Raw genomic sequence first — 21,783 nt, 5'->3', positions numbered from 1 at the left:
CCGATTTAGTGTCGGCATTTCGGCCGCTATTCAATTGCGACGACTGTGTCGGCAAGACGTTCGTTCCTGGCGCAGCCGCCGCACCGCTTTTGATCACTGGCCCTGCTACAAGTATGTGTGCGTCATCGGCTCGCGGGTGCAAACCGATGCCCGCAAGATGAGGTGCCGCGAAAAAATAGGTAGCGACTGCTACAGCGCAAATCGCGCAAGCAAGCGCAATTCGCGTCATGCGCCTCCTGCGTTCCTGATCAAAAAGAAGCGCGGTTTCTGCCAGTCCCGGATACGCGCCTCGCGAACGCGTGCGACGCAGGATGGCGCGCGAGCCACCTTTCTTTCCGTTCGAGAAGTTGGAAAAACTTGCTAGACGTTGCAGGAGGGTCGGCGTTTGGCCGCATCGGCTGCACCGTTGGCCGCCTGAACAGGTGTTTCCGCACCGCTGGCATGTGGCCCACGCGGTGTGGTCGATTGACTCGAGCAAGCGCATATGATTCTCCATCACTTACATTCAGAGGTTCATCGGCCGCCTCGGAAAGCTTCACCCCGTATCACTGAGATCGTGTACTTCGTCAACGGTTGCTCGCGGGGGTATTCCGAGCTCCTGCATCAGCCGATGCAGATGCACCCGCGAGATGCCAAGGCCACGGGCGGCGTCGACAACCCTGCCCCTATGCACAAATAGCGCGAGCTCGATCGCCCGCCTGTCTGCCGCCGCCCGCGCTTCCCGAAGCGAGTCTGGCGCGAGCGACACGTAGTCCGTTAGTTCAAGGTCCTCGGCAGTGATGTATTTACCGTCAGACAAAACTATCGCGCGTCGCACACGATTGATCAGTTCCCGGACGTTCCCAGGCCAGCCGTAGTTATGCAATACCGCGATCGCGTCTGGTGCGAAGCCGTGTATCCGACGCTCGCGCTCGTCTTTGAATCGTTCAAGCGTGTGTGCTGCAAGTTCGGTAATGTCCTTGCCTCTCACGCGAAGAGGCGGCTCCCGAACCTGAAGCACGCAAAGCCGAAAGAAAAGGTCTGCTCTAAAACGACCTTCGTCCACGGCACTTTGCATATCCTGATGCGTCGCCGTTATCACCCGGACATCGACGTCGATACTCTCAAGACCGCCCAACCGTTCGATCTTGCGTTCCTGGATAAAACGCAGCAGCGCGGCCTGACTTTCGGAAGGAAGATCGCCAATTTCGTCCAGGAACAAGGTGCCGCCACGAGCCTGTTCGACGCGCCCTATCTTGCGTTGTGTAGCACCGGTGAAGGCGCCGCGTTCGTAGCCGAACAGTTCCGAATGCAGGAGATCGTGCGGAACGGCGCCGCAGTTCACGGCGACGAAAGGTTTATCGCGGCGCTCCGACCGGGCGTGAATCATTTGCGCGGTCAATTCCTTGCCTGTCCCCGACTCGCCCGAAATGAAAACCGTTGCATCAGTCGCGGCGACCTTTCCAATGGCTCGATGAAGCTCCAGCATCGCCTCGGATGAACCTATCATGCCGTCGCTTAACGCATCATTAAGCTCTGGCGGCTCCACCTCGGAACGAAGAACCTCCATACCAATAGCCTGGCCAACTACATTCACGATCCGCTCATGCGATGTCGGTACCGTTACAAAGTCAAAGCAATGTGTTGCGATTACGTCTCGCACGGCCGACCACTTTCGCGTCTCTTGCGATACCAGCGCGACCCATGCCACTAGCAAAGAACGTGACAGCTGTTCGACCCTCGCGATCCGGCCTTCGTGAATACCATCAGTCAAATCGAGCAGGCCTGCCATTGGCGCGCGCGCCAGCTTCGCCATGGTGTTGGCGCTCATCGCCGGTACGACAAGCCAGGCGCGATCGCGAAGGCGCCTTAGAAGCGATTCGTTTGGCTTACCGCCAATGTATAAAAGCGTGCGATGAGCGCTGTCCATGGTTGTAAGAGGTTCTCTGGTAGGCCCTTCTTTACATCTCGGTCTTAACGGCTTTCCATTCCTTTACGATCGTTCGTCACCTCAAGCGATATGGAGGCACACTTAGCGGAAAATTAGAGAGGTCCCACAGCGAGGCGGAGTTCCCATCATGACGAAATCGTAGCGGCGCCAATTCACGACAGGTGAAACGAAAAGTTAAGTTGCGTTTCTGTCGATGAGAAAAGGTCGCTATATGTAACTGAAATGTGTAAACGGCAAACGCGGGCAGTCCCTCGCCCTTGCGGTGCTTTGCACATTAGATGAGGCTTAGATCCGGCTTACAGATACGTGTATGGAGCCGCCGCGAATTCCGCTAACCACTACTCAGCACCGAACGTCTGTACGAGCATCTCGACAAACGCTTTCACTCGTGCCGTCATCTGCAAGTGCTGCGGATACACCGCATAGATATCGGCGCCGGGCGTTCTATGCTCCGGTAACACCTGGACCAGACGGCCGTCGGAAAGATACTCCGCTATATCCCACTCCGCGCGCATCAGAATACCGTGGCCATCAAGCGCCCATTTCACGGCAATTTCGCCGTCGTTCGTAGTCAGGTTGCCGCGCACGCGCACCGTCTCTGTTTTCTCCGCTGCGCCCCGCCCGCTTATGAGCCGCCACACACCGTATCCGTCGTCGCCTTGTCGAATGCCGATGCAGTTGTGCTGAGACAATTCGGCGGGGCTTCTTGGTATTCGCCGCTTAGCGAAGTAGGAAGGAGCCGCACAGAGCAGGCGCCTGTTAGGCGCAATGCGCCGCGCGATGACGCGGGCATCCGGCGGTTCACCGAAACGCACGCAGACATCGAAGGTATCGTCGCTCAACGGCGGCGGGTCCACTGAAAGCTGAAGCTGCACATCCACTTCCGGGAACGCGCGAACGAACTTCGAAATTAGCGGCGCAACGTGACCTCGTCCGAAACCAAGCGTTGCATTGACTCTTAGCAAGCCCTTGGGAGCAGCTTGCGAACCGCCAAGCAGCTGCGAGAGGTCGTCCATTTCGCTAAGGATTCGCCGCGCACGCGTCAGGTAAAGCTCGCCCTCCGGCGTGAGGCTCATTCGGCGAGTCGTCCTGCTGACAAGCGCCACGCCGGCGCGCGACTCCATCTGCGACAAATGCTTGCTTACCGCCGCGGTACTCAAGCCCAGTTCGCGCGCGGCAGCAGTCAGGCTTCCGCTAGTCGCCAAAACCGAAAAAAACCGCAAGTCTTCCGGCTGTATTAGTGAACGCATTAACTCACCCAATTATTAACTTTAAGTTAACAGCGGTTTGAGTCTAGCAGCATTTCCGCAACCAGCTAAGGCTCTAGCATTAGCCATATGTTTACTAATGAGGAGGAGCACCGTGAAGACTTATCGCATCGCAACCATTCCGGGCGATGGAATCGGCAAGGAAGTCGTGCCAGCGGGAAAGCGCGTGCTTGAAGCAATCGCTGCGCGAAGCAACGACTTCGGTTTTGAGTTCGAAGACTTCGACTGGGGTGGCGACTATTACCGTCAGCATGGCGTCATGATGCCAGCCGATGGACTCGACGCGATTCGCGACAAGGACGCAATCCTCTTTGGCTCGGCAGGTGACCCGCACATTCCCGATCATGTGACGCTTTGGGGATTGCGCCTCAAGATTTGCCAGGGCTTCGACCAGTACGCGAATGTGCGCCCCACGCGCATCCTCCCTGGCATCGAGGGTCCGCTCAAGCGCTGTTCTCCGAAGGACCTCGACTGGGTGATCGTCCGGGAGAACTCGGAGGGTGAGTATTCCGGCGTTGGCGGCCGTGCGCATCAGGGACATCCGATCGAGGTCGCAACCGATGTATCCCTGATGACCCGGGCAGGCGTCGAGCGGATTCTTCGATTTGCATTTCGCCTTGCACAGTCGCGCCCCCGTAAGCTGCTTACGGTGATCACCAAAAGTAATGCGCAGCGTCACGCCATGGTGATGTGGGATGAAATTGCATTGGAAGTATCGAAGGAGTTTCCGGACGTCACCTGGGGCAAGGAACTCGTCGATGCCGCGACCGCCCGCATGGTGAACCGCCCGGCCTCGCTCGATACCTTGGTTGCCACGAATCTTCACGCGGACATCCTGAGCGACCTGGCAGCGGCACTTGCCGGCAGTCTTGGCATTGCACCGACCGCCAACCTCGACCCCGAGCGCCGCTATCCCTCGATGTTCGAGCCTATCCACGGTTCCGCCTTCGACATCATGGGGAAAGGCCTCGCCAATCCGATCGGCACATTCTGGTCGGTCGTGATGATGCTGGAGCACCTCGGCGAGAGGGGTGCAGCGCGCGCGTTGATGACTGCGATCGAACACGTTACGGGAGACCCGACGCTGCACACCGGCGACCTGGGCGGCAAGGCAACCACTGCGCAGGTTACCGAAGCCGTGTGCGCCCTCCTCGCGTCGAATTCGGCGGTGACATCCGAGGCGGCCTAAGAGATTTCCTGGGAGGGCTGCCTGAGAGATTGCCCAAGCGTCTAGGGCAATAAAAATAAAACAGATAGAGCGCCCGGACAACCCTGTCACGGGCGACTAGCGGAGACTTGCATGACTAACGATTTACAAGGCCGTGTGGTTCGCAAGCTGACGTGGCGCATCCTGCCGTTCGTGATGCTGCTTTACTTCGTCAGCTTCCTTGACCGGGTGAACGTCGGTTTTGCGGCCATTACCATGAACAAGGACCTGGGACTGACACCGACCATGTTCGGCCTCGGCGGCGGCATCTTCTTCCTGGGTTATTTCTTGTGCGAAGTGCCGTCGAACCTGATTCTTAACAAGGTGGGCGCGCGCATCTGGATTGCCCGCGTCATGGTGACATGGGGGCTTGTTTCGGCCGCGTCGGCGTTCGTCGTCGGGCCGAACTCGTTCTACTTGTTACGCTTCTTGCTAGGCGTGGCCGAAGCCGGTTTCTTCCCCGGCATCATCCTTTACCTGAGTCAATGGTTTCCGACGCGGCAACGGGCTGTTGCAGCGGCGGCATTCATGGCTGCGGCTCCGCTTTCAACGGCGATCGGCTCGCCGATCTCGGGAGCCATCATGCAGATGCCAGCCTTGGCGGGCCTTAGGGACTGGCAATGGCTTTTCATCATCGAAGCGATCCCGGCAGTGATCCTTGGCCTGATCGTCTTGAGGGTCCTGACCGATTCTCCGGACAAAGCAAAGTGGCTTGCCGCCGATGAAAAAGCGTGGCTCATCGCGACGTTGCGTGAAGAAAGCATGGGTCGCGAATCGCAGGCGGGCCATGCATCGGGTGCGTTGAGCGCCCTTCGCGACTCGCGCGTGTGGGTGATGTCGCTGATTTACTTCGGCACCTCGGCGGGACTTTATACGCTTGGCCTGTGGGCACCCTTGATCATCCGTCAGTTCGGTTTCAGCGCCCTCGGTACCGGCGCGTTGAACGCCATTCCAAGCGTCGTGGCGGTCCTGGCGATGGTGCTCTGGGCTAGGCATTCCGACCGCAGCGGCGAGCGCACCTGGCACGTTGTCATCCCTTGCGTGGTAGCCGGCGTCGGCCTCGCGTGGGCTGGCTCGACCGAAACTGCATTGGGTGTCGTCCTGGCGCTCGTGCTCGTCAACGTCGGCATCAGCGCCGCCAAGGCGCCGCTTTGGGCAATGCCCAGCACGTTCCTGTCCGGCGCGGGTGCTGCTGCCGGCATCGCGATGATCAATTCGATCGGCAATCTGGGCGGCTTCGTCGGGCCCTTTGCCATTGGCTGGTTGAAATCGGTTACCGGCGGATATGCCGCCGGGCTTTACGTTGTTGCGGGAAGCCTGGCAGTGTCGGCACTGCTTACGTTGATGATCGGTCGAAGGAGATATCAAGTGGCGCCTGCCGCGCACTAGCGCCGGTGCGTCGCGAGACGCGAACCGGTAATCCACGTCGACACTGCACAGTATCCGGTGCAGTGTTACTCTTTATGGGCAATGCTAGAGGGCCACATGTAGGCTTCATGATTCGAACAGGTGACGAACGCCTTTATAAAAACACTTCACATGCGTTCGTCATTACCCAGGACACATTTCAAGGAGACACGTAATGTGGTTTGTCGGAAAAAGTGAGCTGCTTTCGCTAATCGAACGTCACTGTCTCGATGAGGTCATGCCGGCCTTCAGCGATCACCGGACCGTGCGAAAAAACGCGACCATCTACAGGCCGGAAGACCTGAGCGAGCATGTGTATTTGCTCAAGACCGGCAGCGTCCGGCTCTTCAGGCTGACCGAGGACGGACAGGAAATTACGCTTTCGTTCATCAAGGCGGGAATGCTGTTCGGCGACGGCGACGTCCTGAACGAAGCCAATTATTCGCATCATGCGCAGACGCTTGCACCAAGCATGATTTGCTACATCCGCAAGGCGGATTTCAAGCAACTGCTCGCGCGCTACGACGTCATCAACCAGTTTGTTCTGAGCAGCCACTACCAGCGATGGCAGGAGGCGCAGCAACTGATCGAAAACCTGTCGCTGCATGACGTCCGCAAGCGTCTCACCAACATTCTCGCGATGTTCGCCAACCAGATAGGGATTGAATTCGACTACCTGGGTACAGGAGATGCCGTGCTGATCGACCTGTCGATCCCGCAAGACAAGCTCGCGGAATTTATCGGCACCTCGCGTGAATCGGTCAACCGGCACTTCAACGACCTCAAGGCCGAGGGGCTGACCGCCATCCATGAACGCAAGATCGTGCTGACGCCCCTCTTCGTCGCGAAATTCTTGCGACGAAAGATAGTGTCGGGACAGGCGGTTTTGTCAACGTCGTTCACCGCGCGTCCCGTCAACGGCCAGGTCGTCAAAGCGCCGCTAGCGCGCGTTTGACCGCCTCGACGCCGCTACGCGGACTGGACAGCACCGGCACGCGCAACTCGCCCAGCGCGGGGACAAGACGCGCCATGGAGACTTGTGCGAGCACCACGACGTCGACCTGATCGGCGAGCTCGATAATCGTCCTTTTCAGAATCTCGTCGTGGAGTGCGCCATCACCGCTGAGCAGTGCCTCGAAAGCGCCTTCCGCGATCCGCTCGGTTACATCGACGGTCCGACCGCGCTCTTCGGCCTTGCGGCGAATCAGGCGCACGGTCGGATCCAGTGTTGTCGATACGGTCGCGACCACACCAATGCGCGAGCCGATCGCACTTGCCTCTTCCGCCATGGATTCGTCGATCTTGACGATCGGCGTGCGGATCAGATCTCTTAGCGCGTCCGTCGCTTCGCCAACCGACGAGCACGCGTTGAGAATGATGTCCGCGCCCATCGCCTGCGCATTCGACATATAGCTATAGATGCGGCTGGCGACCTCGGGTGTCAGATGCCCCGCTGTGCGGACATCGTTCAACAAACTATCGTCCATGATGTTGATGACCCGAGCATCGGCAATCAACTCGCTTAGTTGATTCTTGATCGGCAGAACCGTTACCGGGCCAGTATGAATAACAGCTATGGTTGTCATGGTTTTCCATTCAATCGGTTAAAAACAGGGGTCAAGCGGTTGCTGCCGCCATCACGCGTTCCTGGGTCGCCTGCTCACGCGTCATCTCGCCATTCAACCGCCCTTCACGCACAATCAAAATCCTGTCGCTGACCGCCAGCACTTCCAGCAGGTCCGACGAAATCACAATGATCCCAATGCCTTCGGAGGCCAGACGCGCCAGCAGCGCGTGCACCTCCGCCTTCGCGCCAATGTCAATGCCGCGCGTGGGCTCGTCCACGATTAAAACCTTGGGATTGCGCGCCACCCACTTGGCAATCACGATCTTCTGTTGATTGCCACCGCTAAGGTTGACGACCTTCTGTTCGGTGCCAGGCGTCTTGATGCCAAGGCTGCGTACAAATTGTTTGCAACTAGCCTCTTCTTTCGCGCGTTGTAGAAACTGGAAGGGTGAATAGCGCTTCAGATGGGTGAGACTGAAATTTTCACGCACGCTCATTCCCAGCACGAGTCCCTGCGCTTTCCTGTCCTCAGTCACAAAACCGATACCCTGTTCTATCGCGTCATGAGGGTTGCGGATTGTCACCGGCTTCCCCTCGATGGCGATACTTCCCGTGCAGGGGCGCATGCCGAAGATCATCTCCATGATCTCCGTACGCCCTGAACCGACCAGTCCCGCAACGCCAAGAATTTCACCGCGATGTAACGTGAAACTGATGTTCCGGATCCTGGCTTCGGCGCCCCTCACTGCACGCAACGACAAGTCGCGAACTTCCAGTACCGGTTCCGCGCTTGCGTGAGAGGCAGACTCTGGATATAGCTCGCTCAACTCACGATCGACCATCATGCGAACCAGCGAATCGCGTGTGACTTCCGCGATTGGCGATGTGTCTACGGTACGGCCATCGCGAAGCACGGTCACATGATCGGCGAGTTCAAAAATCTCTTCCAGCCTGTGCGAGATGTAGACCACCGCAATCTTTCGATCGCGTAAGCGTTTGATCAGCCCCAGCAACGTGCGCGTCTCGTGATGGCTAAGCGAAGCTGTCGGCTCGTCCATGATGATGACTTTCGACTGGTAAGCAAGCGCCTTGGCGATCTCGATCATCTGTTGCTGCCCAACGCTCAATCCACTCACGCGCGCGGAAGGATCGAGATCAAGCTCGATCATCTCAAGCATCTTTTTCGCATCTCTGTTCATGCGTGCGCGGTCGAGCAAACCAACGCGATTGAGCGGCTCCCTGGCGAGAAAAAGATTTTCCGCGACGCTAAGGTTCTCGACGACCGACAACTCCTGATAAATAATGCCGATCCCAAGCACGCGTGCGTGGTTGCTATCGCGCAGTGCGATCTCATTGCCCTCGATGAGGATGCTGCCCCCTGGATCGGGGGTATAGACACCCGTCAGTATCTTCATCAGCGTGCTCTTGCCCGCCCCGTTCTCCCCGGCGAGCGCCAGCACCTCCCCTTGCCTGATCTGAAGGTTGACGCCGTCGAGTGCCTTGACACCGGGGAACGTCTTGGAGATATTTCGCATCTCCAGAAATGGCGATTCCATCACTTTCCCTTGGCTTCCCGACCGGGTTACTTGGTATAGGTTCCGACATTGTCTTTGGTCACGACCGTCACGCCGGTGTCAATGTCCTTGGGCGGCGACGTATCCGTACCCTGGATCTGCGCGACCAGATGATCGACTGCAAGCGAGCCCATGGTTACCGGGCGCTGGACCATGATCCCTTGAATCGAGCCGTCTTTAAGCGCCTTGAGGGTGTCGGGAAGATCGTCGAAGGCAAGGACTTCGAGCTTGCCCTTCATGGCGCCAAACTCCTTGGTATTGAGCACCTTGGACACAGCTGGCCCACCGACCTGACTCACGCCGAAAATGCCCTTTAACTGCGGATGCGCACGCAGCGTGGTCTCGACTACTGAAACGCCTTTGGCAAGGTCGTCGTCCGTGCCCTGGGTTTCCACGATTTTGATACCCGGATATTTCGCCAACCCCTTCTTGATTCCCGCAATGCGTTCGTTAAGGTTTACCGCGCCAAGCTGCCCGGTCACGACCGCGACTTCACCGGTTCCGCCAAGCGCCTTGCCCATTGTCTCGGCCATGGTCGCGCCGGCCGCTTCGTTGTTCGTGCCGATATACATCGAACGGCCGCTCTTGGGCGAGTCCGAGTCGTAAGTCAGCACCTTTATCCCGCTTTGTGCGGCGCGCTTCATCACGCTCTCGACCGACTTCGGTTCGTTGACGGAAATAGCGATGCCATCAACGTGTTTGGAAATGAGATCCTCAATGATTTGTACCTGTGTCGAACCCTGCGTGTTTTGCGGCACCACCCATTGATACTTCACACCCAGCTTGTCGGCGGACGTTTGCGCGCCTTTGTTGCAATCGTCGAAGAACGGCACAGCTACCTTCGGAATCACCGCGACGGAAATATCTTTCGCGTCCTTGGCGTGCGCCGATACGCCTAGCGATAAAGCAACCGTAGAGAATCCGATACTTAGCGCGCGGCGAAAATTCTTGTCCATTTTTATCTCCATGTTTATTTGTAGTGGTGCAGCAAGGTTAAGACGATGCGGGCGTCAATGCCCCTTTCGACGAACGCGCCAGATGTCGATGCTGACCGCAATCAGGATCACGCAGCCTGTAATAGCCTGTTGTGCGTACGTGTCGATATTCAGCAGCACAACGCCGTTAGTGATGATTCCCGCCAGCGCCGCGCCGATGATCGCTCCCTCGACACTGCCCGCTCCGCCCGAGAGACTTGCGCCGCCGATGGCCGCTGCCGCAATGACATCGAGCTCGGCGCCGAACCCCGACGCAGGCTCTGCCGAAACAAACCGCGAGAAGCTGACGATGCCCGCAATGGAGGCGATGAGTCCCGAGAGCGCGTAGACAATGAATTTCACGCGGAAGGTACGCACGCCGCTAAGCCGGGCTGCCATCTCGTTGCCGCCGGTGGCATAGACATGCCGGCCGAAACGGGTTTGCCGCATCAGCACCGAAAAACATATTGTCAGGAAGATCATGATGACCACCGGGAACGGCACGAAGCCAATGTATCCCTGGCCGAGGAAGGTGAAGCTGTCGGGCACGTCGGGTGTGACCGGAACCCCTTTGGTGATCATGTACATCAAGCCCCGGCCAATGCTCAGTGTGCCGAGCGTGGCAATGAACGGCGGCAACTGAATCCAGGTGATCAGAAATCCATTGAAACATCCGACGGCGAGACCGACCGACAGTCCGGCAATCACGGCCAGGATAGGACCGGCTCCATGTTGAAAGGCCAGCGCGGTAACAAGCGACGACAAGCCCATCACGGAGCCCACCGACAGATCGATGCCGCCCGTGATGATGACAAGCATCATGCCGATCGACATGATGGCGACCAGCGAAAATGACCGGAACACGCCCATCAGGTTGTTCGTGGTCAGGAAATAGGGGGAGAAAATACTGATCAGGATTCCGACTAATAGCAATACCGATAGAACATTCAATTCTCGGATCTTGAGCCAGCTACGCAGCATGTCGGCAAGACGCACCGAATGTGGCTGCGGATCCTCTTTGGACGATATTGCGGTCACCGGTGTCTTCTCCGTTTAATTCTGGTTTAGGAGGATGCTAGGTGGCTGCGTTCTTCAAGTCTGTGACGCGCGTCATACAACCATATCGGGGTTGTCCCTGATCATGGTCTTTGCATGACTATGAAGTTCGTCACAGAACTCGTGCTTGGCCGTCGGTAATATTGGTTCCAAGGTCAAGACCCATTAATCGAACCAGGAGCACAGCGTATGACGAAGCGAGTAATAGTGACCGGCGGCAGCGGGCTTGCGGGAAAATGGGTCGTCGAGGACTTGGTAGCACACGGCTACGAAGTGCTTAATCTCGATCGCGTGCCCATGGCGAAGCCGGTGGCCCGTACATTGATTACCGATCTAACTGACGCGGGGCAGGTATTCAACGCGATGGCGTCGAGTACCACGCCCAAGGAGTTCGATGACGATCTCGAGCCCAAGCCCATCGACGCAATCGTTCATTTCGCTGCGATTCCGCGCATTCTGGTCACCACCGACAACGAGGTGTTCCGGATCAACGTGATGGCGACTTACAACGTGCTCGACGCTGCCTCGAAGCTTGGCATCAAGAAGGTAATCGTCGCCTCCAGCGAGACAACGTATGGAATAGTGTTCGCTCACCGGCATCGGGATCCTCAATATTTCCCGCTGGACGAGCAGTATCCGGTCGACCCCATGGACAGCTATGCCATGTCCAAGGTGATCAACGAAGTCACAGCCAAGGCGTTTCATGCACGTACGGGCGCGGATATTTATTGCTTCCGCATTGGCAACGTACTTGATCCGGTTGACTATCAGAAATTCCCGGGATGGCTGAAGGACCCCGGATTGCGCAAGCGGATCGCATGGAGTTATATAGATGGACGCGATCTGGCCACCGCTTGCCGGCTCGGCATTGAAAAGGACGGGCTCGGCTTCGAAGTGATGAACGTCGCGGCTGACGATGTGTCCTCCGATCTGCCGACAGCGGAGTTGTTGAAACGGTTTTATCCGGGCGTGCCTGTCAAGAAGCAACTTGGACAGTTCGAGACCTTGCTGAGTAACGAGAAACTGAAAAAGCTGCTCGGCTGGCAGCAACAGTATCGGTGGAGGGAGCAAGCACCGCGGTAAGTCGTCTTCGCTGAGGGTAGCCTGGGCGCCATCCTCAGCTTGCCAGACTCTTTCTGCAGTCTTCTCTGCCCTATCAAACCTGCACGCGCGTCAGAAATTCACAGACTGTTTGATACAGTTTCTTCACGCCCGGACTAGTACCGAGTGCGCGCAGGCATCCATGTACGAGTCCTGCGCCTATCCACAGATGGCCCTCTCCTCCCGCGGCCTTGATTCGTTCGATGTAAACGCGTGCGTCATCACGCAGTGGATCATGTTCGACGCCGATGGCTAATGTTGGCGGCAGGCCTCCAAAGTGGGTGGCGGCGAGCGGTGTCATCTGCGGATGGGGTTCCCTGTCTTGCCAGTAAAGATCGCGGTACGCACGGACGTCGGTCAGCGAGAGCATCGGAGCGTTGGCCTCGGTCTCGCGCGCGGGCAGTTCCGGTTCGCGTGCGAGCGCCGGATAGATCGCCACCACGCCCGCTACGCCAGTGATACCCCGGTCACGGAGAATCGCGGCAACGCTCGCGGTGAGATTGCCTCCGGCACTATCGCCGACGAGTTGTAACTTCGCCGGAAGTCCCGAAAACGGCAGCGTGCCGTTGATGGCGGCAAGGGTGACTTCAACGCAATCCTCATGGGCGGCAGGCGCGGGATGCTCAGGCGCGAGCCGATAGTCCACGGCGATCACGTGCATGCCCGTATCGGCCGCGAGACGCGCGGTGATCGCCTCGTGGCTATCGAGCGATCCCAGCACAAAGCCCCCTCCATGGAAGTAAAGCACGGTGCCTGCTTGACCCACGCCGTTCGTCTTTCGATACCGCCGCAGCGGAATACGATGTCCGGCGGCCGAGTAAAGCGCTGCTGTTTCGATACTCAGACCGTCAGGCAGCGCTGGTGTAAATGCCTTGGCGTAGTTGTCGTACAGACGGCGTTGCCCGGCAATCGTCATGGTGGCGGCGTCCGGCGGATACATTTCATAGGTGCGTCGCACAAACTCCGTCATTTCCGCTTCGAGCATCGCTTTTTATCTAGTTTTTTTAGTTAGTTATCCGACTTTATAGGTTGTCCACTGCCCGTCGATGTAATGCCATAAAGTACAAGCTCAATTTGTCCATAAATCGCCCACTTACGACTACAAGTTGACGCGTTGCGACGTCAAGGAAAAAACGGCTGGGATGAGCTTTCCCGTTCAAAGACAGTGACTCAGGCGCTCGAGCAGCGACGCCGCCAAGACCATCCACGCTAGTGAAACGCGACCCAAGCCAGCGACAAAGAGAACGTCCCCAGCACGATCGACGCACCGCGGAGCAGATGAGCGGGACTGATCCACATCAGCCGGCCGCTGCCGAGCGCCGCACCGAACATGACCCACACGAGGCCAATCGGAATCAACAGGGTGGCGAAGATAGCCATCGCTTCGAAATAGGCGGGCAAGCTCGCGAACGCAACCGCCGGAAAAATCGTGCCGGCAAACAGGATCGCTTTGGGATTGAACAAGGTCGCGACAAACAGCGTTCGCAGGCCGATCGCCTGTTGCCCGGACGTTGGGGGCAAGACCGCTGTACACCACATCTTTATCGCGAGGTACGCAATAAAGATGCTGCTGGCGATACGCACGAGCGTCGGCAGCCATGTCAGCGAATGTGCAGCCTGTGAGAGGAAATGTCCCCAGACCGTAATCGAGACGACATAGCCGGCTAGCTCAGCGCCAGTTAGCCGCGCCGAGCGCATGACCCCGTCCCTTAGCCCCGCCGCGGCGAGCAACGTATTGGTCGGGCCCGGCATGATCAGCACGATGACAGTGCCGAGCACGAACAGTGCTGTGCTGGAAATTGAAAGCATGTATTGGCGAATAGGAAGGCTGGAGCAGTATGCTTTTTATCACACGCAGATTTCACAGGACCGCGCGCAAAATAAATACGCTCCGACAACGAGGTCCGGACGGCCGCTTGAAGAATAGCCAATTCCGCTGGATGCTTTTGATCGCTGCTCGCCGGTCTCCTCCTATCGCGGCCGGCGAGTGCGCTGCGAATTCGATCAGCCCGGCTATTTCATGATCGCGGGCCGGTGGCCCAAACGCCCGTTCTGATCCGGGCGATGCTTCTTGCGGGTGGTGGCGAGCGCGTCGTTCACCCGTTACGGTCTATACACGGTGCCCGTGCGATTAGGCGGTCTTACGACTGAACTCTCGGTTGTTCTCGTGCCGTTGGCCCTCATGCTGCTGATTATGCCGTCTGAGCCTTTCGAGAGGCCAGCGGCGGCTCTCAGGTCATTGCTGGGGGGCATGGCGCCTGGCGTCGCCGTGCCAGCACTGCTGACGCCAGGAACGAGCGTTCCATTCTCACCGTCGGTCGTGCCCCCTGACTGCGCATAGGCCGCGCCTGACATACCGATAATCAAGACTGACATCAACATATTCTTTGTCGCGACTTTCATTGCTGACTCCATGAAAACCTTAAATGCTTTGCGCATCCGATGCATCTATTCCCAACCGGGAGGCGACGACGCATCAGGCGGCATTCGCAGCACTCGCCCGTGCCCCGGTGAACTTAAAAATAGCCGCTCCGCGGGACTCATTCCATTTAATAAGAGTCTCGAGAAATAGCCACGTTCCCGAATAATTGTCACTTAAGTTTACAGCCTTGCGGCTTACGGTCGTCCCTGTACTTTTGCGCGGAAAATCGACATGGCAAGATATTTGCCAGACCGGCCAGTCGAGGTGAATGCATCACTTCGAAAATACTTAGTCGGCTAGGAATAGCCGACGCGCACCGCTATGTTCGCGCCGTTTCTGGAAACCCGCTAGCCGCAGCTCGTCGCCCTGTGCGCGTTTTCCCTTGGATTGCGCAAAGATCATTCCCCTGTACTATCGAACAAGCGTTAGGCGCGCCCTCCACGCCTGAGGAGCGTCAACGTTTCCGAGAACGCAAATAACCCCAGGGAGACGCACATGACGAAGCCCGAGCACAGCGATCCGTTCAGTCAGTTTTCCGCGATGTTTCAGCAATACAAGCTTCCCGGTTTCGACGTCCAGGCAATCCTCGATGCACGCAGAAAAGACGTCGAAGCCCTCGCCGCCGCGAACCGCGTCGCGTTCGGCGGCATAGAAGCGCTTCGAGATAAACAGATCGAAATCCTGCGCCGGGCGCTCAGTGATTTCCAAGGCATCGCGCAGCAGTTCGCCGGCTCGCCGAAAGAAGCCTCGGCCAATCCGACCGAGGTCGTTCAAAAAGCACTGCATCAAGCGCTTGCCGACATGCAGGATATTGCCCAAAAGACGCAGCAGGCTCAAACCGAGGCGTATGCGATTGTGACAAAGCGAATTGAAGAGGCGGCCAAGGAGTTGAAGTCGTCGCTGGAGCAACCGAAGCAGTAGCCGTTGCAGAGCGTCCTGCCCTTGCCGAGACAATCGGTTCGGGCAGCACTACATCAACCGGCGCCGCTCCAGTTCTTCTGATAACGCATCGGCGCTAACAAACTTGTATCCGTGAAGGCCGGCATTGATCGCACCCGCTACGTTAGCGTCTGTGTCGTCGATGAAAAGCGTGTCGGCCGCCCCAACGCCCAGTTGTTCAAGGCAGCGAAGATAGGCTTGAGGCGCCGGCTTCGCTGCGCCGAACGAAGCGGATGCATAGACGTGGGAACCGAAGAGCTGAGCGACTGCAGGATTCAGATAGCCGATATGATCGGTGACCAGACGGCAGTTGTTGGTCAGCACCGCAATCCGATTGCGCTCGGCGACTCTCGCGGCGAGCGCGATCACTTCCGTGTACGGCGTGATAGACGCGCGGCGAGCAGCCAGCCAGTCGTTGCGGTTGATGCGGCAGCTTAGAAGATCGCCCAATTCGCTCAGATACTCGTCGTCGCTGATCTGGCCCGCGTCGGCGCGTGCTTCAAGCCCGGATCCCCAGATGGCATGACGCACGGTTTCGGGTGCCTGACCTGATACGGCCGATAAGTGGTCGACTCGTGCGGAGCGGTCGTAGTGAGACAGTACGCCCTCCATGTCGAACAGGACCAGCGTGGTGGATGCTGTCATGCTGTCGGCCTCACGTCGAAAGCTTCCAGAAAAGGAAGAACCCATCCGGCGATGTGCCTTCCTTCAGACCGCCGGCAGCGTCTATTGTGCCTCGGTGCGCCGACGATCCGGCACGTTCGGTTACTGGCCGAATTTCAGCATAATCAAAAAAATTCAGGAACGGACGGATCGATACGCATCACTCCGTCCGCGCTTGCTCAGCACCAACTGCCACAACTGGCCTTGGCCCGATCGGAAAAAGCCGGCGGACGACAAGAGGAAGTACTTCCACATCCGATAGAATCGTTCGTCATACTGAGCCTTCAGGCGCGGCCATGCTTCGTCGAATTTGGCAGACCAGGCCATCAACGTCTTATCGTAGTCCCGGCCAAAATTATGCCAGTCTTCAATAAGAAAGCGCCCTTCCAGAGAAGTCGCTATTTGTTTGGCCGACGGTAAATGGCCGTTCGGAAAGATATATTTATCGATCCAGGCATCCGTCTTCTTTTCTGTCACGAAATTACCAATCGTGTGCAATAAGAATAAGCCATCCGGGCGCAGCAGATCCCTCACAATGTTGAAGTAAATATCGTAGTTTTTCGGGCCGACGTGTTCGAACATTCCGACCGAAACGATCTTGTCGAATTGACCAGTGAGATTCCGATAATCGGTGAGCTCAATCGTCACGGGTAAGCCGGCGCACCGTTCCTGCGCCAGCTTCTGCTGCTCCTTGGAAACGGTAATGCCCACGACCTCGACGCCGTATTCCGTTGCAGCGTATCGGGCCAGGCCGCCCCAACCGCAGCCAATATCCAGCAGACGCTCGCCGGGCTTGAGTTGCAGTTTCCGGCATATCAACTGAAGCTTGTGCAACTGGGCTTCTTCAAGTGTCTGAGCCTGCTCCCAATAGCCACACGAATACATCATGTGCGAGTCCAGCATGCTTTCAAAGATGTCATTGCCAATATCATAATGGCGCTCACCCACTTGAAATGCGCGACTCTTGCTTTGCGCATTCAGCAGCTTTTGCCGCGCCATTTCAACAATGAATCTGATCCTTGCCGGGCCGACTACGGTTTGTTCAAGGTCAGTACTCGCTATCCGATGAAAAAAGCTGTCCAGTTCTTCGCAATCCCAGTCGCCGTCCATATACGACTCGCCAATTCCCAACTCCCACGTCGAGAACATCTTCCGGAAGAATGCTTTATCGAGGACCTGAATGTCCCAGGGCGCTGGGCCATTTACTTGAACCCCTGCATGCTCAAGTAACTGCGTGATAATTTTGGGTGCGGCGCGTCTAAGCTTGGGAGAGGCGGTGTCCGCTAGGACGGCTTCATTGCGATTCGTGTTGATCGTCACCATTGCCTCTTGACCGAAAGGGTTGTAGCGCACTGTAACGCAAAAGGGGCCAGTGTCAGAATTCACGCGCTTGTAGCCTGGGGGGCGTTCACCTTCGAACCGCCGCGGAAGTGACGGCCAAGCGACGGTCAAGCTCTGAACATCAGGACCGCAGCCGCTACGCCCGCTAGGTCGGCCAGAATGACCGGGATGACGCTCACACGGCCTTGCAAGTACGCCCCCAAAGCCCAAAGTCCGGCGACGATAACAGCGGTCAGCCCCAGCTCCGTCGAATATGAAAGCTCCTCCGCATACCATAGATAACCCGCCGTTGCTCCCATCATCAGGGCAAATTGCACGGACGCAAATATCGCAGCGCTGCTGGCAAGCGGCTCTCCGTACAACTGCTTCGCCGCGTCGAGGTCGAACGTTGGCGCAGAGGGCTCTGCCTGAAGGTTCGCACTGGAGTCGGAAGGTCGCCAGCCCGGAGGTTTGAGCCAGATGCGCCACTTGTCTGCCCACGACCTCGCTTGACGGGTTGCCTGCACGAGCGACCAGTATTCCGCGAAGATTGCCCAGCCCGGATCCCAACTTTGCAGGGGCGTCCTCGTTCCATAGACGCAAGGCTCCCGTTCCTCCGCGAAAGTCCCGAACATCCGGTCCCAGATCACGAACATGCCGCCGTAATTCTTGTTGAGGTACTGGTCGTTAACCGCATGATGCACACGATGGTTGGAAGGCGAAGAAAACACGCGATCGAACCAGCCGAGTTTGCCGACGTGTTCAGTGTGAATCCAGAATTGATACACGAGGACAATGAGTCCGGCAACGCCAAACTGCTCCGGCGGCACGCCTATCACCGCAATGGGAAGGTAGAAGATCCAGCCAATAAGCGCGACGGTGCTTTCTTGCCTCAAGGCGGTCGAGAAATTGAAGTGCTGGCTTTGATGATGGACGACATGGGCGGCCCACATGACAGCGCACTCATGCCCAGCGCGATGCAGCCAATAGTCGAAGAAATCGAACAGGACGATGGCGATCAGCCAGCCGTACCAGGTATCCCAGAGCCTGACGTTAGGGGTTGGGGTCAGCGCATTGAACACAAGGGCATACAAGCCAATTTGGAAGAGCTGCGTGACCAGCGCCAGCAACTGGCTTATCAGGCCCTGGCTGAGACTGCTCAGTGAATCGTTCAGCCGATAGGTATTACGTTGCCTGAACCAGCCGTAAGCGAACTCGGCGCCGATCAGAACAACGAAAACAGGCAGTATGAAAACGATGATCTTGTCCATTCACAATCTCAGCAAAGTGGTGTCGGCTATACGAAGCGTCCAGGTTCACGCAACCAACGGTTCGATTGCAGCGGGAACAGGTGGTCAAGCCGGCCGAGCTTGCCGGCGTGCCGGGTAAGGATTGGAAATCTGGCAGCCCTACCCGTTCGGCGCGGCCGCTGCGAATCAGTCATGGCCCTCAGCAGCGCCCCCCTGGAACGCCGTCGTGATAGCTAATCATCGATTAACCCGGAATCGTACAGAATCTCCGCAAACACCGCTTGCTAACCGGTGGCGTTGGCGTGTCAACGCCGGTATTTCACGGATGACACAATCAAAAAGCCGCGTCAATCGTGCCGATGCTTCACTTACCAAACACTTACATGACGCTTGCCTGATTTAGCTTCGTCAACGCTCGAGTTAGCCGAGTAAAGCATAACGATGAAGAATTCGAATTGCGTTATTTATGACGGGGGCTGGTCTCCCTCGGCGCGGCTTCGGCCGGGTTCGAGGACTCCGAGCGTTACCGTGCACGTTAGGGCGCGTCGCTGACGTTTGTTCAATCGTGACAGACAGCAAAACAATTTTCCATATGATCTGGATTGCTTATCATTTCAACCAATATATTTAATCGAAGAAGACTGAGCGCCGCGGGCATACCTCCCCGCCGCGACGACACTACCCGGGCGCAGCGAGAAGTCTCTAATCCATGCACAGGTGCATGGCCACCTCGCTTGCGCTAGCAGGCCGCGTCCGTAGTCGGGTGGAAGCGCACGGCGAGTCCAGATGCCGGGCTTGGATAGAGGAAACCACCAGCCCTTTGTGCGCAAGGACACCTGAGCGGGACAAATTTACTTGATGAAGAATGTAGCGATGTTATTCTGACCATACAGCCCGATAAAACATAAAACGAGGTGCCTGATTCTATTAGCCATACGAACGATACAACTCAACCCTAAGGACCGGCCCGATGAGTCGCGGCGATTTTTCGCCGCGCGCCCTGACGCTTGTCGGCCTGATCATTTATTCAATGCCTTTTACCAACGTGTATGATTTACAACCGGCAATACGAGCTGCCGTCCAGACACGACGGCACTTCCATTTAAAGGGTTATTCCATTTTTAATTCGTAAAGCAGCGTGTGCAATCTCAAATAAATAACCCAAACAATTGGGAGTTCAGCATGTTGCGAAAAATAATCGACCGGGCAAGACTGATCCGACGCAGCGAAGGGTTCAAGCACTCTTTGGCCGCGCCAAGCCGGGTTTCCCTCCACGCAAGGCAGCGTTTGAACAAAGGGGTGTTTGCCATCGAGATCCAGGAGAATTCCGGGTTTTTCTCGGTGATGCAGATGATCTTGTTTATCTTGATGTATTGCGAGGAGAAAGGCCTGACACCGCGCATTTCCGCACGCGGTGGTATATACGGCGATCCGTTGGGAGAAATGGACTGGTTCTCGGCCTACTTTGAGACCGTACGGACACCGCCAGAGGCAACGTCCACGCAGAAGGTGAGAACATCGACAGTTCGCGATCTGGTTCAGTTGGGCCTCCGACAGCGGTATGAAACCCGACTGCAACTCAAGTCTGCGAGCGAACTCTTCCTGTCACATTATCGACCGGCCACGCATATCGCAGACGAAGTCAGGTCGATCTGCAAGAGGCTCGAAATCAGCAAGTCGACCCTCGGCGTCCATTTCAGAGGCACCGATAAAAAGCTGGAGGCCATCCCGGTTTCCTGGGAAAAATTTTGCCGGCTGGTGGAATCCGTGCTGGCGGAAAACCCGAACTTAAGCAATATTTTCGTATCGAGCGACGAACAGGCGTTTATCGACTTTTTTATCGCGTGGCCATTCGGAAAGCCAGTCAGGGCAGCGCCTGCGAAATTACTCGCACGCGGCAGCGTGCCTATCCATTTCAGCGGCTACCCAGGACTCGAAATCGGGCGTGAAGCGCTGGTTTCAAGCTTGCTGCTTTCGAATTGCGGATTGCTTGTGAAAACGCCATCTTACTTGTCGGCCTGGTCCAAAATATTCGATCCGTCACTTCCGGTGAAGCTCGCGTCACCGCCTCGTCCGGACGCGTTCTGGTTTCCCGACAGCAGGCTTTGGGATGAGCAGGAACTGCAGAGCAAAGCTGCCGAATTGTCGCCAGTGTCTTGAGGTGTTTGTGCGACCGCTCAAACACCTCCAACACTGTCCGCAGCTCTGTTCAAGCGGACGATTTCAAGCACAGATCCAGCGCCTCGTCCCAGTTTGGCGCCATTACGCCGAACGTGGTGAACAGCTTCTGATTCGACAATCGCGAGTTTGCGGGCCGCGTTGCAGCGCTCAGATATGAGGCCGCCGGAACCGGCTTAAGCACAGGCTTGCGCCGCAGCTTCGAGCGTTCGAAGATTGCCTCGGCAAATCCATACCATGAGGTTGAACCCGAAGCCGTCAGGTGATAGATGCCGGAGTCCTGCCCCCACCAGTCCATGTCCCCAGTGAGCACTTCTGACAACACGTTCGACGTCAGCGTTGAAATCGTGTTCGACCAGGTTGGCGCACCGAACTGATCGGCTACAACGCTTAACTCGTCACGCTCGGCGCCTAACCGCAACATTGTCTGGAGGAAGTTTTTTCCTCGTGCCCCATACACCCAACTGGTTCGGAAGATAAGATGCGCACATCCCGACGCCGTTATCGCCTGTTCGCCCGTGAGTTTGCTCTTACCGTAAACGTTCTGAGGATTGACCGCATCGTCTTCTACGTACGCCCCTTCTTTTTTACCATCGAAGACGTAGTCCGTAGAGTAATGAACCAGCAGCGCTCCGAGACGCCTGGCCTCGTTAGCCAACACTTCCGGTGCATGCGCATTCAGCCGCATGACTACATCCGACTCGCTCTCGGCGCGATCGACCGCCGTATGCGCCGCCGGGTTCACGATCACAGCCGGTTTTACTTCGCGCACGACCCGCCGCATCTGATCGAGGTCCGCGAGATCGAGGCTGCTTCGATCAAACGCCACCACGCGGCCAAGGCCTTGTAGACTGCGCTCCAGTTCAAAGCCGACCTGACCGTTCACACCAGTCAGCAAAATCGTGTGCTGTTTGCGTCCATTCACCG

General features: G+C 57.2%; 18 protein-coding genes. 6 read left to right on the top strand and 12 right to left on the bottom strand.

Annotated features, from left to right (window positions below):
• Positions 1–535: 535 nt before the first annotated feature.
• Both EOS_RS10230 and EOS_RS10225 read right to left on the bottom strand, forming a co-directional pair.
• The gene (locus EOS_RS10230; RefSeq protein ID WP_047846517.1) at positions 536–1,909 is read right to left on the bottom strand and encodes a sigma-54 dependent transcriptional regulator; all 1,374 of its coding nucleotides are present in this window, start codon (positions 1,907–1,909) and stop codon (positions 536–538) included.
• A 359-nt stretch (positions 1,910–2,268) separates the two neighbouring features.
• On the bottom strand, positions 2,269–3,180 hold the full coding sequence (locus EOS_RS10225; RefSeq protein WP_047846516.1) for a LysR family transcriptional regulator: 912 nt from the start codon (positions 3,178–3,180) through the stop codon (positions 2,269–2,271).
• A 112-nt stretch (positions 3,181–3,292) separates the two neighbouring features.
• Between EOS_RS10225 and EOS_RS10220 the strand changes: the two genes are divergently transcribed.
• The 3 genes from EOS_RS10220 (at position 3,293) to EOS_RS10210 (ending at position 6,767) form a co-directional block, all read left to right on the top strand.
• The gene (locus tag EOS_RS10220) at positions 3,293–4,387 is read left to right on the top strand and encodes a tartrate dehydrogenase (protein ID WP_047846515.1); all 1,095 of its coding nucleotides are present in this window, start codon (positions 3,293–3,295) and stop codon (positions 4,385–4,387) included.
• A gap of 111 nt (positions 4,388–4,498) precedes the next feature.
• Positions 4,499–5,794 carry an MFS transporter gene (locus EOS_RS10215; RefSeq protein ID WP_047846514.1) on the top strand — a complete coding sequence of 432 codons (1,296 nt, stop codon included), beginning with the start codon at positions 4,499–4,501 and terminating at the stop codon, positions 5,792–5,794.
• Positions 5,795–5,987: 193 nt separating this feature from the next.
• Positions 5,988–6,767 carry a Crp/Fnr family transcriptional regulator gene (locus tag EOS_RS10210; RefSeq protein WP_047846513.1) on the top strand — a complete coding sequence of 260 codons (780 nt, stop codon included), beginning with the start codon at positions 5,988–5,990 and terminating at the stop codon, positions 6,765–6,767.
• Here the strand turns inward: EOS_RS10210 and EOS_RS10205 are convergent.
• From EOS_RS10205 to EOS_RS10190, 4 genes are read right to left on the bottom strand one after another with little or no spacing between them, the layout of a single operon-like run.
• Positions 6,742–7,398, bottom strand: coding sequence for an aspartate/glutamate racemase family protein (locus tag EOS_RS10205; RefSeq protein WP_047846512.1), 657 nt, complete (start codon positions 7,396–7,398; stop codon positions 6,742–6,744). The two genes, EOS_RS10210 and EOS_RS10205, sit on opposite strands and share 26 nt — an antisense overlap.
• A gap of 31 nt (positions 7,399–7,429) precedes the next feature.
• A complete protein-coding gene (locus EOS_RS10200; protein WP_047846511.1) occupies positions 7,430–8,935 on the bottom strand; it encodes a sugar ABC transporter ATP-binding protein in 1,506 nt (501 codons plus the stop codon).
• A 26-nt stretch (positions 8,936–8,961) separates the two neighbouring features.
• Entirely contained in the window at positions 8,962–9,909 is a 948-nt protein-coding gene (locus tag EOS_RS10195) for a sugar-binding protein (protein WP_047846510.1), read from the bottom strand.
• A 54-nt stretch (positions 9,910–9,963) separates the two neighbouring features.
• Complete coding sequence (locus tag EOS_RS10190) at positions 9,964–10,965, bottom strand: ABC transporter permease (RefSeq protein WP_235442765.1); 1,002 nt, start codon at positions 10,963–10,965, stop codon at positions 9,964–9,966.
• 207 nt (positions 10,966–11,172) lie between these two features.
• On the opposite strand from EOS_RS10190, the gene EOS_RS10185 reads away from it, so the two are divergent.
• Positions 11,173–12,066 carry an NAD-dependent epimerase/dehydratase family protein gene (locus EOS_RS10185; RefSeq protein ID WP_047846509.1) on the top strand — a complete coding sequence of 298 codons (894 nt, stop codon included), beginning with the start codon at positions 11,173–11,175 and terminating at the stop codon, positions 12,064–12,066.
• Positions 12,067–12,139: 73 nt separating this feature from the next.
• On the opposite strand, the gene EOS_RS10180 is transcribed toward EOS_RS10185, so the two are convergent.
• Positions 12,140–13,069 carry an alpha/beta hydrolase gene (locus tag EOS_RS10180; protein WP_047846508.1) on the bottom strand — a complete coding sequence of 310 codons (930 nt, stop codon included), beginning with the start codon at positions 13,067–13,069 and terminating at the stop codon, positions 12,140–12,142.
• Positions 13,070–13,293: 224 nt separating this feature from the next.
• Entirely contained in the window at positions 13,294–13,893 is a 600-nt protein-coding gene (locus EOS_RS10175) for a LysE family translocator (RefSeq protein ID WP_047846507.1), read from the bottom strand.
• Positions 13,894–15,001: 1,108 nt separating this feature from the next.
• Between EOS_RS10175 and EOS_RS10165 the strand changes: the two genes are divergently transcribed.
• Positions 15,002–15,427: a phasin family protein gene (locus EOS_RS10165; RefSeq protein ID WP_047846505.1), complete on the top strand. Its 426-nt coding sequence runs from the start codon at positions 15,002–15,004 to the stop codon at positions 15,425–15,427.
• A gap of 48 nt (positions 15,428–15,475) precedes the next feature.
• Here the strand turns inward: EOS_RS10165 and EOS_RS10160 are convergent, their stop codons facing one another.
• From EOS_RS10160 to EOS_RS10150, 3 genes are all read right to left on the bottom strand, one after another.
• Complete coding sequence (locus tag EOS_RS10160) at positions 15,476–16,090, bottom strand: HAD family hydrolase (RefSeq protein WP_047846504.1); 615 nt, start codon at positions 16,088–16,090, stop codon at positions 15,476–15,478.
• 153 nt (positions 16,091–16,243) lie between these two features.
• Positions 16,244–17,431: a cyclopropane fatty acyl phospholipid synthase gene (gene cfa, locus EOS_RS10155; RefSeq protein WP_047846503.1), complete on the bottom strand. Its 1,188-nt coding sequence runs from the start codon at positions 17,429–17,431 to the stop codon at positions 16,244–16,246.
• Positions 17,432–17,556: 125 nt separating this feature from the next.
• Positions 17,557–18,699 carry a sterol desaturase family protein gene (locus EOS_RS10150; RefSeq protein ID WP_047846502.1) on the bottom strand — a complete coding sequence of 381 codons (1,143 nt, stop codon included), beginning with the start codon at positions 18,697–18,699 and terminating at the stop codon, positions 17,557–17,559.
• Between the two features lie 1,161 nt (positions 18,700–19,860).
• On the opposite strand from EOS_RS10150, the gene EOS_RS10145 reads away from it, so the two are divergent.
• Positions 19,861–20,838, top strand: coding sequence for an O-fucosyltransferase family protein (locus EOS_RS10145; RefSeq protein WP_047846501.1), 978 nt, complete (start codon positions 19,861–19,863; stop codon positions 20,836–20,838).
• Positions 20,839–20,887: 49 nt separating this feature from the next.
• On the opposite strand, the gene rfbD is transcribed toward EOS_RS10145, so the two are convergent.
• Positions 20,888–21,781, bottom strand: coding sequence for a dTDP-4-dehydrorhamnose reductase (gene rfbD / locus EOS_RS10140; RefSeq protein ID WP_047846500.1), 894 nt, complete (start codon positions 21,779–21,781; stop codon positions 20,888–20,890).
• Positions 21,782–21,783 lie beyond the last annotated feature (2 nt).

It is taken from the genome of Caballeronia mineralivorans PML1(12), from assembly GCF_001028175.1.
In the GTDB taxonomy this organism is placed as follows: domain Bacteria; phylum Pseudomonadota; class Gammaproteobacteria; order Burkholderiales; family Burkholderiaceae; genus Caballeronia; species Caballeronia mineralivorans.
Note: the sequence above shows the minus strand (reverse complement) of the source record. Positions and strands in the feature narration are given on the sequence as shown.